This window comes from Citrobacter koseri ATCC BAA-895 (assembly GCF_000018045.1).
GTDB classification, from domain to species: domain Bacteria; phylum Pseudomonadota; class Gammaproteobacteria; order Enterobacterales; family Enterobacteriaceae; genus Citrobacter_B; species Citrobacter_B koseri.
Genome location: NC_009792.1, coordinates 1,450,735 through 1,464,511, shown reverse-complemented (window position 1 = coordinate 1,464,511; position 13,777 = coordinate 1,450,735). Strand labels below are relative to the sequence as shown.

General features: G+C 53.8%; 10 protein-coding genes. 9 read left to right on the top strand and 1 reads right to left on the bottom strand.

The window, feature by feature from the left end:
- The first annotated feature begins 68 nt into the window (after window positions 1–68).
- The 3 genes from yddG (at window position 69) to CKO_RS06450 (ending at window position 3,118) form a co-directional block, all read left to right on the top strand.
- Complete coding sequence (gene yddG, locus CKO_RS06460) at window positions 69–950, top strand: aromatic amino acid efflux DMT transporter YddG (protein WP_012132385.1); 882 nt, start codon at window positions 69–71, stop codon at window positions 948–950.
- Between the two features lie 568 nt (window positions 951–1,518).
- On the top strand, window positions 1,519–2,592 hold the full coding sequence (gene ompD, locus CKO_RS06455; RefSeq protein WP_012132382.1) for a porin OmpD: 1,074 nt from the start codon (window positions 1,519–1,521) through the stop codon (window positions 2,590–2,592).
- A gap of 145 nt (window positions 2,593–2,737) precedes the next feature.
- Entirely contained in the window at window positions 2,738–3,118 is a 381-nt protein-coding gene (locus CKO_RS06450; RefSeq protein ID WP_077956901.1) for a GFA family protein, read from the top strand.
- A gap of 1 nt (window position 3,119) precedes the next feature.
- Here the strand turns inward: CKO_RS06450 and CKO_RS06445 are convergent, their stop codons facing one another.
- Window positions 3,120–4,607, bottom strand: coding sequence for an MFS transporter (locus tag CKO_RS06445; protein WP_012132380.1), 1,488 nt, complete (start codon window positions 4,605–4,607; stop codon window positions 3,120–3,122).
- 118 nt (window positions 4,608–4,725) lie between these two features.
- Between CKO_RS06445 and CKO_RS06440 the strand changes: the two genes are divergently transcribed.
- The 6 genes from CKO_RS06440 to narI all read left to right on the top strand — a co-directional run bounded on the left by CKO_RS06440 (window position 4,726) and on the right by narI (window position 13,692).
- The gene (locus tag CKO_RS06440) at window positions 4,726–5,304 is read left to right on the top strand and encodes a TetR family transcriptional regulator (RefSeq protein WP_012132379.1); all 579 of its coding nucleotides are present in this window, start codon (window positions 4,726–4,728) and stop codon (window positions 5,302–5,304) included.
- A 215-nt stretch (window positions 5,305–5,519) separates the two neighbouring features.
- A complete protein-coding gene (locus CKO_RS06435; RefSeq protein WP_012132378.1) occupies window positions 5,520–6,914 on the top strand; it encodes a NarK family nitrate/nitrite MFS transporter in 1,395 nt (464 codons plus the stop codon).
- A gap of 124 nt (window positions 6,915–7,038) precedes the next feature.
- Window positions 7,039–10,779: a nitrate reductase subunit alpha gene (locus CKO_RS06430; protein WP_012132377.1), complete on the top strand. Its 3,741-nt coding sequence runs from the start codon at window positions 7,039–7,041 to the stop codon at window positions 10,777–10,779.
- Window positions 10,776–12,320, top strand: coding sequence for a nitrate reductase subunit beta (narH, locus tag CKO_RS06425; RefSeq protein ID WP_012132376.1), 1,545 nt, complete (start codon window positions 10,776–10,778; stop codon window positions 12,318–12,320). Before CKO_RS06430 ends, narH begins: the two co-directional genes overlap by 4 nt.
- Window positions 12,320–13,015 carry a nitrate reductase molybdenum cofactor assembly chaperone gene (gene narW, locus CKO_RS06420; protein WP_012132375.1) on the top strand — a complete coding sequence of 232 codons (696 nt, stop codon included), beginning with the start codon at window positions 12,320–12,322 and terminating at the stop codon, window positions 13,013–13,015. The genes narH and narW overlap by 1 nt, the downstream gene beginning before the upstream one ends.
- Window positions 13,012–13,692, top strand: a complete 681-nt coding sequence (gene narI, locus CKO_RS06415; RefSeq protein ID WP_012132374.1) for a respiratory nitrate reductase subunit gamma — start codon at window positions 13,012–13,014, stop codon at window positions 13,690–13,692. The genes narW and narI overlap by 4 nt, the downstream gene beginning before the upstream one ends.
- Window positions 13,693–13,777: the final 85 nt, after the last annotated feature.

Sequence of the window (13,777 nt, the reverse complement as noted above, 5' to 3'; positions counted from 1 at the left end):
GGAAGGTGTAAAAGTGCTATAAATTTCAGCGATATTTTTTTGACCAGGAATGGGGATAAACGGAGAGAATGACGACACAAAAAGCAACGTTAATTGGACTTATTGCTATCGTACTCTGGAGCACGATGGTCGGGCTTATTCGTGGGGTAAGTGAAGGACTTGGGCCTGTTGGCGGCGCCGCCGCTATTTATTCGCTAAGCGGATTATTGCTCATCTTTACCGTTGGGTTCCCCAATATTCGTCGTTTTCCTGTTCGTTATTTAATCGCTGGCAGCGTACTGTTTGTCAGTTATGAAATATGTCTGGCGCTCTCGCTGGGATATGCAGCAACGCGTCACCAGGCGATTGAAGTCGGCATGGTCAACTATTTATGGCCCAGTCTGACGATTCTTTTTGCTATTTTGTTCAATGGACAAAAAACAACCTGGCTGGTTGTTCCTGGATTAATTGTCGCGTTAACCGGCGTCTGTTGGGTTTTAGGCGGTGAACATGGACTCCATGCTGATGAAATTATCAGCAATATTGCAACCAGCCCATTAAGCTATTTTCTCGCTTTTCTCGGCGCATTTATCTGGGCAACCTACTGTACCGTCACTAACAAATATGCCAGAGGGTTTAATGGCATTACGATATTTGTCCTCCTCACTGCTGCAAGTTTATGGGTACATTATTTTCTGACGCCGCAGCCGGAGATGATTTTTAGCACGCCTGTCGTTATCAAACTGTTTTCTGCTGCCCTGACGTTAGGATTTGCTTATGCAGCATGGAACGTGGGTATTTTGCATGGCAACGTCACGATTATGGCTGTGGGGTCCTATTTTACCCCGGTACTGTCATCTGCGCTGGCCGCTGTCCTGTTAAGCGCGCCGCTGTCATTTTCATTCTGGCAAGGTGCGGTTATGGTGTGTGCGGGTTCCCTGCTTTGTTGGTTAGCGACGCGTCGCGCCTGAAGTCAGTGGTCGGGGCGGATTATCTTTCGAGTTCTGTGGTTGCCCCGACTCTCTTCCTGCTGTATTAATTTCGGTTAAATGAATATTGCGATCGGCGTTATTTCTTCGAAAATTCTTATTTGCTTTTTTTCTGGCTTCTTGCCATATAGTTATTTAAATGAAAATTTGTTGTTGCTGATGAATGGCGAACGGAGTGTATAATACTTCATCACTTGTTTTGTTTTTGTTAAAATTATGATATTCAATTGATAAAATAAAGCATTTTATGTTCATTTGTAACTGTATTTTCGTATATAGTCAGCAAGCGTGACTAGAGACAATAAAACCATCACCCGCAAAACAATTCCTATTGAAAATATATTATCTCAGGATATACCCATCTAAAATTAATACCATGAGATCTATTATGTAGATCTGGATCACACAACTTCAAATAATTTGTAATCTTATGAAACTTATTATTGAATTAGTGCCACGACGTCTATTAAAAATAGTCTGCCATTGACAAGCGGCCTCGTTTAGAAATGGTTTAGGAAACACGCTAAGAAAATTATAAGGATTAATTAAAATGAAACTTAAATTAGTTGCAGTGGCAGTGACTACCCTGTTGGCAGCAGGTGCGGTAAACGCAGCTGAGGTATATAACAAAGACGGCAACAAACTGGACCTGTACGGTAAAGTTCACGCTCAGCATTACTTCTCTGATGATACCGGTAGTGATGGTGATAAAACTTATGCGCGTCTGGGCTTCAAAGGTGAAACTCAGATTAACGACCAACTGACCGGTTTCGGCCAGTGGGAATATGAATTTAAAGGCAACCGTTCTGAAAACCAGGGTTCTGACAAAGACAAAACTCGTCTGGCATTTGCAGGCCTGAAATTCGCTGAATTTGGTTCCTTCGATTACGGTCGTAACTACGGTGTTGCATATGACATCGGCGCATGGACCGACGTTCTGCCTGAGTTCGGTGGCGATACCTGGACCCAGACTGACGTGTTCATGACTGGCCGTACTACCGGCGTTGCAACTTACCGTAATACTGACTTCTTCGGTCTGGTTGAAGGTCTGAACTTTGCTGCTCAGTACCAGGGCAAAAACGACCGTGACGGTGTTCAAGAAGCTAATGGTGATGGTTTCGGTCTGTCTGCAACTTATGAATACGAAGGCTTCGGTGTAGGTGCTACCTATGCGAAATCTGACCGTACTGACAAACAAGTCAATGCAGCAAGCAATTTTAACGCTAACGGTAAAAATGCAGAAGTATGGGCAGCAGGTCTGAAATATGATGCAAACGACATCTATTTGGCTGCAACTTACTCTGAAACGCTGAACATGACCACTTTCGGTGACGATCATATTGCTAACAAGACTCAGAACTTTGAAGCTGTTGCTCAGTACCAGTTCGACTTCGGTCTGCGTCCGTCCATCGCTTACCTGAAATCCAAAGGTAAAGACATCGGTAGCTGGGGCGACCAGGATCTGGTTGAATACATTGATTTAGGTGCGACCTACTACTTCAATAAAAACATGTCTACCTTCGTTGATTACAAAATCAACCTGCTGGACGATACCAACTTCACTAAAGATGCTCGTGTGAGCACTGACAACGTGGTTGCTGTTGGTCTGAACTACCAGTTCTAAGTCTGTTGTAGCGTAATTCTAAGCCAGTCCATAGCGGGCTGGCTTTTTATCTTGTTTTGTATGCCTCGGTCATAAGGAGTATGCCGTGCAAACGTTCACAGGACGTTGCCTCTGTGGGCAGAGTCATTTTACCGTTGACGTTGAAATGCTCGATGTTTATGCCTGTCACTGCACGCTGTGTCAAAAATGGTCTGGTGGTATTGCGATGTACCTGGAAGCCTGCGGTCGTCCGCTTATGGCTCCCCATTCACCAGAGCCCTCTCACTTCTCTTCTTCTTTGCGTGGCGAACGCTACTTCTGTTCAGGTTGTGGGTGTCCGCTGTGGTTCCGGCTGACGGAAAGCGACCGCTATTTTATGCCCTGGACGCTGTTGGAATTAACCGAAGATGAGCGGCGTCGTCTGATCCTGGCAGCCGAAATCTATACCGAAACGCAACCTGCGTTCTGGCGGTTGACGGGGCAATACGCTCGCCTGAGCGGTAAAGAGATCGAAGCGATGGATTACCCCTGTCAATTAGCACATTAGGTTAGCCGCGTTTTACTTTTGCCAGACTAAACCACATCCCTACCGCTAACAGAATTAACATGCTTCCGGCACTGCTCAGCGCCACGCTGTGCGACCAGGTAAACGCCTGTCTGGCGGCGTCCAGTATCGCCTCACCAAGTGAAGGCGAGAGCGTATCCGCCAGCTGCACCGCTTCTCCCATTGACGACGATGCGCGTTCGATTTCCTCTGCGTTCAGGCCGGAAGGAAGCAGGATAGATGCGGAAAAGCTGCGGCTTAACAACAAGCCAAAGATCGCAATGCCAAGCCCGGCGCCCAGTTCATAGGCCATGGTTTCTATTGCCCCGGCCGCCGCCGCTTTTTCTGCGGGCGCAGCGGCCATAATGGCGGCAGTAGAGGCGAGCAACGCGCTGGCGGCGCTAAAACCCAGCAGCGCCATCAGGCACCAGGCCTGCCATTGCTGCGTGCTGAAATCCGTCATTGCCAGGCCATAAAAGCTCAGCGCACTTAGCGCCATGCCGCCAGTCGCCACTGTTCGCAATCCCAGTCGTGAAACCAGCATCCCGGCAAGGGGGCCGCTGAATCCACTTGCGAGCATCACTGGCAGCATAAACAGCCCTGCTTCATACGGCGTTAAGCCATGAACAAACTGAAGCTCCTGCGCCATCAGCAACTCGAAGCCGACCAGCGTGATCATCGCCGTCATCGCCATCACAACGCCGCTCAGAATGATGCGATGCGTAAACAGACGCATATCGATCATCGGGCGCGCTGCCGCGAGCTGCGTGCGGATAAACATGCCCAACAACAGCGCGCCGATCATCAGCGTCAGGGCGATAACGCCGCTGGCCAGTTGCCCTTTCAGCGCGGTTTTCGCGCTGTATACCAGCAGCAGGATGGCGATAATCAGCATGACCGCATGGCTAAAGTTCAATGGCTGATCGCGGCGACCGGACTGGCGAGGCACAAAGCGCGCCGTTAACGCCATCACCACCAGGACAATGGGCACATTGATCAGGAAGACCGATCCCCAGTAAAAGTGCTCCAGTAACATACCGCCGACCAGCGGGCCGAACGCGGCGCCGCCCGACCCTACGGCCGCCCAGACGCCAAGCGCCATATTACGGTGACGGGCCTCAGAAAACGTGGCGCGGATACCGGCCAGCGTCGCCGGAACAATCATCGCCGCGCCAATAGCCAGAATCGCGCGGGTAGCAATCAGCCAACTGGCGCTGTGGGCGAACGCTGCCGCCAGCGACGCAAGACCGAATAAGCCTCCCCCCAGCAACAGCAGGCGTTTAAAGCCGATTCGATCGCCCAGCGCGCCCATCGGCAATACCATCCCTGCCATCACCAGAGAATAAATATCAATGATCCACAACAGCTCGTTGCCACTGGCGCCCAACGTCATGCTCAGCGTGGGTGCGGCAACGTGCAGCACCGTTGCATCAATCGCAACAGGGATGTAGACCAGTACAATAATCATTAACGTTAACCACTGACGAAACATAAAACGTCCTTTGAAAGCAAAAACTGAACACGTGTTCAACTCTCGCGATCCTACGGAAAGTTGAACGCATGTCCAGCTTTTTGTTACACTGCGCCAACTGCGAAAATGGGAGAAAGCCATGAGTTATCTGAATCGGGATGAGCGCCGTGAGGTGATCCTGCAAGCGGCAATGCGCGTCGCGCTGGAAGAGGGATTGAGCGGCATGACGGTAAGGCGAATCGCGCAGGAAGCCGGCGTCGCGACCGGGCAACTCCACCACCATTTCAGCAGTTCGGGCGAGCTTAAATCTCAGGTATTCGTTCGTCTGATTCGCACCTTGCTGGATGCCAGCCTGGTGCCCGAGCACTGCACCTGGCGCATGCGGCTGCACGCCATGCTGGGGAGTGACGATGGTGGATTAGAGCCCTACATTAAACTCTGGCGGGAAGCGCAGATCCTGGCGGATAACGACCCGGAAATTAAAAGCGCCTACCTGCTGACCATGCAAATGTGGCATGAAGAAACGACCGCCATCATTGAAGGCGGTCAGGAGGCAGGAGAATTTTCATTGGCCTCAGCCGCCGCTGATGTCGCCTGGCGATTAATCGCATTAGCCTGCGGGCTGGACGGCATGTACGCCCTCGGTATGTCTGAAATGACCGATCCTGCCTACCAGCAGCATCTGGACCGCATGATTACACTGGAGTTATTTCGCTGATGTTATACGCCAGTTAACAATGCATCTTTTGTGTTTACATTTGGTAACACTTAAGCAACTTATTAACCGCCCTTCACTCCTCGTGGTCTCGCTTTTTTATCTATCCTTTCAATCAATATTCTTAAAAGTCTTCAATAAATTCTAAAAAGGGCTCGCGCGCCCTTCCTGGACTTATTTCTTTTTTTTCATGAACGACGTGTGCGTGTGAGGGCAATATGGCGCTACAAAATGAGAAAAATAATCGTTATCTTTTGAGTGACTGGAGGCCAGAACAACCCGCTTTCTGGGAAAACAAAGGTAAACACATTGCCCGAAGAAATCTTTGGATATCAGTGGCTTGTTTATTGCTCGCATTCTGCGTCTGGATGTTATTTAGCGCCGTCGCCGTTAATTTGAATAAAATTGGTTTTAATTTCACCACTGACCAGCTCTTTTTATTAACCGCTTTACCTTCGCTGTCCGGGGCTATATTACGCGTGCCCTACTCCTTTATGGTACCTATATTTGGCGGGCGTCGCTGGACGATTTTTAGCACAGTTATTCTGATTATTCCCTGTATCTGGCTCGGTTTTGCGGTGCAAAACACATCCACCCCTTTTGGAGTATTTATTATCATTGCGCTGCTGTGCGGTTTTGCTGGCGCTAACTTTGCCTCCAGTATGGGCAACATCAGCTTTTTCTTCCCGAAAGCAAAGCAAGGTAGCGCCCTCGGCGTGAACGGCGGTTTAGGCAACCTTGGCGTCAGCGTGATGCAACTTGTCGCCCCGCTGGTGATTTTCCTGCCCATGTTCACTTTTCTGGGCGTACAAGGTGTGCCGCAGCCCGATGGCTCGCTGCTTTCGCTGACGAATGCCGCGTGGATCTGGGTGCCGTTATTGCTTATCGCGACCCTCGCAGCCTGGACCGGGATGAATGATATCGCCAGTTCGAAAGCCTCTGTCGCGTCTCAACTGCCGGTGCTGAAACGCTTTCACCTTTGGCTGCTCAGCCTGCTCTATCTCGCCACCTTTGGTTCTTTTATCGGTTTCTCCGCAGGATTCGCCATGCTGGCGAAAACCCAGTTTCCCGACGTCAATATTCTGCAACTGGCCTTCTTTGGCCCGTTTATCGGCGCGCTTGCGCGTTCTGCGGGCGGCGTTATTTCTGACAAGTTCGGCGGCGTTCGCGTCACGCTGATTAACTTCGTTTTCATGGCGCTGTTTACCGCCCTGCTGTTTCTGACATTACCGGGCTCCGGCTCAGGAAGTTTTATCGCCTTCTATCTGGTGTTTATGGGGCTTTTCCTGACGGCGGGCCTGGGAAGCGGCTCGACCTTCCAGATGATTGCGGTCATTTTCCGCCAGATCACGATCTACAGAGTGAAACTGCGCGGCGGCTCAGATGCGCAGGCCCAGCGTGAAGCCGTGACCGATACGGCCGCTGCCCTCGGTTTTATCTCTGCGATTGGCGCAGTCGGCGGTTTCTTTATCCCTAAAGCTTTTGGTTCTTCTCTGGCGTTGACCGGCTCGCCGGTTGGCGCAATGAAAATCTTTCTGGTGTTTTACATCGTTTGCGTACTGGTGACCTGGCTGGTTTATGGTCGCCGTAAACCGGCAGCAACAAAAAAATAAAACATATTCATCACAGGTTCGGACGTAGGCCGGATAAGACGCCGGGCGTCGCCATCAGGCAATCGCGCAGCGCCTTATCCGGCCTACAAGACCGCCTGACACATTATGGAGCAGGAGAAATGTCATGAGTAAACTGTTGGATCGCTTTCGCTATTTTAAGCAAAAAGGCGACACTTTTGCGGACGGTCACGGGCAGGTGATGCACACCAACCGGGACTGGGAGGACAGTTATCGTCAGCGCTGGCAGTTCGATAAAATCGTGCGCTCCACGCATGGCGTGAACTGCACCGGCTCCTGTAGCTGGAAAATCTACGTTAAAAATGGTCTGGTGACCTGGGAAACGCAGCAGACGGACTACCCCCGAACCCGCCCGGATCTGCCTAATCATGAACCGCGCGGCTGCCCACGCGGCGCCAGTTATTCCTGGTATCTCTATAGCGCTAACCGCCTGAAGTATCCGCTGGTGCGTAAACGCCTGATTGAACTGTGGCGTGACGCCCTTTCCCGCCAGCCTGATCCGGTACTGGCGTGGGAGTCGATCATGAACGATCCGCAAAAGTGCCAAAGCTACAAGCAGGTGCGTGGACGCGGTGGGTTTATTCGTTCTAACTGGAAAGAACTTAATCAACTGATCGCGGCGGCCAACGTCTGGACCGTCAAAAATTATGGCCCTGACCGTGTCGCCGGGTTCTCGCCGATTCCGGCGATGTCGATGGTCTCCTACGCCGCCGGGACTCGTTATCTCTCGTTGCTCGGCGGAACCTGTCTGAGTTTCTATGACTGGTACTGCGATCTGCCGCCCGCATCGCCGATGACGTGGGGCGAGCAAACCGATGTCCCGGAATCCGCAGACTGGTACAATTCCAGCTATATCATCGCCTGGGGCTCTAACGTGCCGCAAACGCGCACGCCGGACGCACACTTCTTCACAGAAGTGCGTTACAAAGGCACCAAGACGATTGCCATTACGCCGGACTACTCAGAAGTCGCCAAGCTGTGCGACCAGTGGCTGGCGCCGAAGCAAGGTACTGACAGCGCGCTGGCGATGGCAATGGGCCACGTCATCCTCAAAGAGTTTCATCTCGATAACCCCAGCGACTATTTCCTGAATTACTGTCGCCGCTATACCGACATGCCGATGCTGGTCATGCTTGAAGCGCGCGAAGACGGCAGCTATGTGCCAGGTCGCATGATGCGGGCGTCCGATCTGGTCGACGGGCTGGGTGAAACCAATAACCCGGAATGGAAAACCGTCGCTTATAATCGTGCGGGTGAACTGGTGGTGCCGAACGGCTCCATCGGCTTTCGCTGGGGCGAGAAAGGCAAGTGGAATCTTGAGCCGCTGGCGGCAGGCAACGAAACGGAACTGACCCTCTCCTTGCTGGGCCAGCATGATGATGTCGCTGGCGTGGCGTTCCCTTACTTTGGCGGTAATGAGAACCCGCATTTTCGCAGCGTGAAGCAAGAACCGGTTCTGGTGCGCCAGTTGCCGGTGAAGCGTCTTACCCTGGCCGATGGCAGCCTCTGCCCGGTCGTCAGCGTCTACGACCTGGTGCTGGCGAATTATGGCCTGGACCGTGGTCTGGATGACGATCACAGCGCCAAAGATTACGCGGAAATTAAGGCCTACACTCCCGCCTGGGGCGAACAGATTACCGGCGTACCGCGTCGTCACATCGAAACGATCGCCAGGGAATTTGCCGATACCGCGCATAAAACGCATGGCCGTTCCATGATCATCCTCGGCGCCGGTGTGAACCACTGGTATCACATGGATATGAACTATCGCGGGATGATTAACATCCTCGTGTTCTGCGGCTGCGTGGGGCAAAGCGGTGGTGGCTGGGCGCACTACGTGGGGCAGGAAAAGTTACGCCCACAAACCGGCTGGCTGCCGCTGGCGTTTGCGCTGGACTGGAACCGCCCGCCGCGTCAGATGAACAGCACGTCGTTTTTCTATAATCACGCCAGCCAGTGGCGTTATGAAAAACTGACCGCGCAGGAACTGCTGTCGCCGCTGGCTGATTCCTCACGCTTTACCGGCCATTTAATTGATTTCAACGTGCGAGCTGAACGTATGGGCTGGCTGCCCTCCGCGCCTCAGCTCAATCTCAACCCGCTCACGCTGAAAAGCAAAGCGGAACAGGCCGGATTATCCCCTGCCGATTACACCGTACAGGCGCTGAAATCGGGGGATATTCGTTTTGCCTGCGAGCAGCCGGACAGCGGTAAAAACCACCCGCGCAACCTCTTCGTCTGGCGCTCGAATTTGCTGGGTTCATCCGGCAAGGGGCATGAATACATGCTCAAATACCTGCTGGGCACCGAAAGCGGCATTCAGGGAGAAGCGCTGGGGTCCAGTGACGGCGTCAAACCGGAAGATGTGGAGTGGCAAACGGACGCCATTGAAGGCAAGCTCGACCTGCTGGTGACGCTGGATTTCCGTATGTCCAGCACCTGCCTGTTCTCAGATATTGTGCTGCCGACCGCCACCTGGTATGAAAAAGACGACATGAATACCTCGGATATGCATCCGTTTATTCATCCGCTGTCTGCTGCCGTTGACCCGGCGTGGGAATCGAAAAGCGACTGGGAAATCTACAAAGGGATCGCCAAAGTGTTCTCCGACGTCTGCGTGGGGCATCTTGGCAAAGAAACCGATGTGGTGCTGCAACCGCTACAGCATGACTCCCCGGCAGAGCTGTCGCAGCCGTTTGATATTCTCGACTGGCGCAAAGGCGAATGCGATCTGATCCCCGGTAAAACCGCGCCGAACATCGCGGTGGTGGAACGCGACTATCCGGCGACGTATGAGCGGTTCACCTCCCTCGGCCCGTTGATGGATACGCTGGGCAACGGCGGGAAAGGCATTTCCTGGAATACGGAAAACGAAGTCGATTTCCTCGGTAAACTCAATTACACCAAACGCGAAGGCCCGGCGAAAGGTCGCCCGCTGATTGACACCGCGCTGGACGCCTCTGAGGTCATCCTTGCGCTGGCGCCGGAAACCAACGGTCAGGTGGCAGTCAAAGCCTGGGAGGCGCTGGGCGCGATTACCGGGCGCGATCATACTCATCTGGCGCTGAACAAAGAAGACGAGAAAATCCGCTTCCGGGATATTCAGGCCCAGCCGCGCAAAATTATCTCCAGCCCGACCTGGTCCGGTCTTGAAAGCGAGCATGTCTCTTACAATGCCGGGTACACCAACGTCCATGAGCTGATCCCGTGGCGCACGCTGTCCGGTCGTCAGCAGCTCTATCAGGATCACGCCTGGATGCGCGCCTTCGGGGAAAGTCTGGTGGCCTACCGTCCGCCGATTGACACCCGTAGCGTCAGCGAAATGCGCGAAATCCCGCCGAACGGTTTCCCGGAAAAAGCGCTGAACTTCCTCACGCCGCACCAGAAATGGGGCATTCACTCCACCTATAGCGAAAACCTGCTCATGCTGACGCTGTCGCGCGGCGGGCCGATTGTCTGGATCAGTGAAACTGATGCCCGTGAGCTGGGCATTGAGGATAACGACTGGATCGAGGCCTTCAACGCCAACGGCGCCCTCACCGCGCGTGCGGTGGTCAGCCAGCGCGTGCCGCCGGGTATGACCATGATGTACCACGCTCAGGAACGCATCATGAATATCCCGGGTTCTGAAGTCACAGGGATGCGCGGCGGGATCCACAACTCCGTTACGCGCGTCTGCCCGAAACCGACCCATATGATCGGCGGCTATGCGCAGCTGGCTTACAGCTTTAACTACTACGGTACGGTCGGATCGAACCGCGACGAGTTCATCATGATTAGAAAAATGAAAAATATTAACTGGCTGGATGATGAAGGTCGGGATCAGGTACAGGAGGCGAAAAAATGAAAATACGCTCACAGGTAGGCATGGTTCTCAACCTTGATAAGTGCATCGGCTGCCACACCTGCTCCGTCACCTGTAAAAACGTCTGGACCGGGCGTGAAGGTATGGAGTACGCGTGGTTTAACAACGTTGAGACAAAACCTGGTATCGGCTATCCGAAAAACTGGGAAGATCAGGAGGAGTGGCAAGGCGGCTGGGTTCGCGATGTCAACGGCAAGATAAGACCGCGTCTGGGCGGCAAGATGGGCGTTATCACCAAAATCTTCGCCAACCCGGTGATCCCGCAAATCGATGATTACTACGAACCGTTTACCTACGATTATCAGCATCTGCACAGCGCGCCGGAGAGCAAAAACCAGCCCACCGCCCGCCCGCGTTCGCTGATTGACGGCAAAAGGATGGACAAAATTGTCTGGGGGCCAAACTGGGAAGAATTGCTCGGCGGCGAATTTTCAAAACGTGCCCGCGATCGTAACTTCGAGAAGATGCAAAAGGAGATGTACGGCCAGTTCGAAAACACCTTCATGATGTATCTGCCGCGTCTGTGCGAGCACTGCCTTAACCCAAGCTGTGTGGCGACCTGCCCGAGCGGCGCGATTTATAAGCGTGAAGAAGATGGCATTGTGCTGATCGACCAGGACAAATGTCGCGGCTGGCGTCTGTGCATCAGCGGTTGTCCGTACAAAAAAATCTACTTCAACTGGAAAAGCGGCAAATCAGAAAAATGCATTTTCTGTTATCCGCGTATCGAATCCGGTCAGCCGACCGTCTGCTCGGAAACCTGTGTTGGCCGTATTCGCTATCTCGGCGTGTTGTTGTATGACGCGGACCGCATTGAAGAAGCGGCCAGCACCGAACACGAAACCGATCTCTATGAGCGTCAGTGCGACGTGTTCCTTGACCCGAACGATCCGGCGGTGATTGAAGAAGCGCTGAAACAGGGTATTCCGCAAAACGTGATTGAGGCCGCTCAGCGTTCCCCGGTCTACAAAATGGCGATGGACTGGAAGCTGGCGCTGCCGTTACACCCGGAATACCGCACCCTGCCGATGGTCTGGTACGTGCCACCGCTGTCGCCAATTCAGTCTTATGCCGATGCTGGCGGCCTGCCGCAAACCGAAGGTGTGCTTCCGGCAATCGAAAGCCTGCGTATTCCGGTGCAGTACCTTGCCAATATGCTGAGCGCAGGCGATACCGGCCCGGTGCTGCGCGCCCTGAAACGGATGATGGCGATGCGCCACTATATGCGTTCGCAGACGGTGGAAGGCGTTACGGACACCCGCGCTATTGAGGAAGTCGGCTTAAGTGTGGAACAGGTGGAAGAGATGTATCGCTACCTGGCGATCGCCAATTACGAAGACCGTTTCGTGATCCCAACCAGTCACCGCGAAATGGCGCGTGACGCCTTCCCTGAGCGTAACGGCTGCGGCTTCACCTTCGGCGATGGCTGCCACGGTTCCGACACCAAATTTAACCTGTTTAACAGCAGCCGCATTGACGCCATCAACATCACCGAAGTACGCGATAAGGCGGAGGGCGAATAATGCAGATCCTCAAGATTATTGGCTTGCTGATGGAGTACCCGGATGAGCTGTTGTGGGAGTGCCGTGACGACGCCATCGCGCTTATTCGCCATGATGCGCCAATGCTCACCGACTTCACCACTGAGCTGCTAAACGCCCCGCTGCTGGATAAGCAGGCGCAGTGGTGTGAAGTCTTTGATCGCGGGCGCGCGACGTCGCTGTTGCTGTTTGAACACGTTCATGCGGAATCGCGCGATCGGGGCCAGGCGATGGTCGATCTGCTGGCCCAGTATGAAAAGGTGGGACTGCAACTCGACTGCCGCGAGTTACCCGACCATCTGCCGCTCTATCTGGAGTATTTGAGCGTGCTGCCGGAAGCAGAAGCGCGGGAGGGATTGCAGAACATCGCGCCGATCCTCGCGCTGCTGGGTGGGCGTTTAAAACAACGGGAAACGCCGTGGTATCAGCTGTTTGACGCCCTGCTGTCGCTGGCGGGCAGCCCACTTTCCAGTGACAGTGTCACGCAGCAGATCGGCGGCGAGGCGCGTGACGATACCCGTCAGGCGCTGGATGCCGTCTGGGAAGAGGAACAGGTGAAGTTTATCGAAGATAACGCCACCGCCTGTGACAGTTCTCCGTTACAACACTATCAACGACGCTTTAGCCAGGACGTGGCGCCACAGTATGTCGACGTCAGCGCGGGAGGCCCGAAATGATACAGTACCTGAACGTCTTTTTTTACGACATCTACCCCTACCTCTGCGGCACGGTGTTTATTCTCGGCAGTTGGTTGCGCTATGACTACGGGCAATACACCTGGCGCGCCTCGTCCAGCCAGATGCTGGACAAACGCGGCATGGTGCTATGGTCAAACCTGTTCCATATCGGCATCCTGGGGATCTTCTTCGGCCATCTGTTCGGTATGTTAACGCCCCACTGGATGTACGCCTGGTTCCTGCCCATTGCGGTGAAACAGCAAATGGCGATGATTCTTGGCGGGGTCTGCGGTGTGCTGACGCTGGTCGGCGGCGCAGGTCTGCTGATTCGGCGTCTGTTTAATCAGCGCGTGCGCGCCAGCTCATCCACGGCGGATATTTTGATCCTCTGTATCCTGCTGATCCAGTGCATCCTCGGGCTGACGACAATACCGTTCTCCGCGCAACACCCGGACGGAAGCGAGATGCTGAAACTGGTCGGTTGGGCGCAGGCGGTTGTGACGTTCCAGGGCGGCGCTTCGGCGCATCTGGACGGCGTGGCGCCAATTTTCCGCGCGCATCTGGTGTTGGGAATGACCATCTTCCTGATTTTCCCGTTCACGCGTCTGGTGCATGTCTGGAGCGCGCCGTTTGAGTATTTCACTCGCCGCTACCAGATTGTCCGCTCACGTCGCTGACCCCATGCCCGGTGGCGCGACGCTTACCGGGCCTACAAAATACTCCCTGTAGGCCGGATCAGGCGTAAGCCGCCATCCGGCGCAA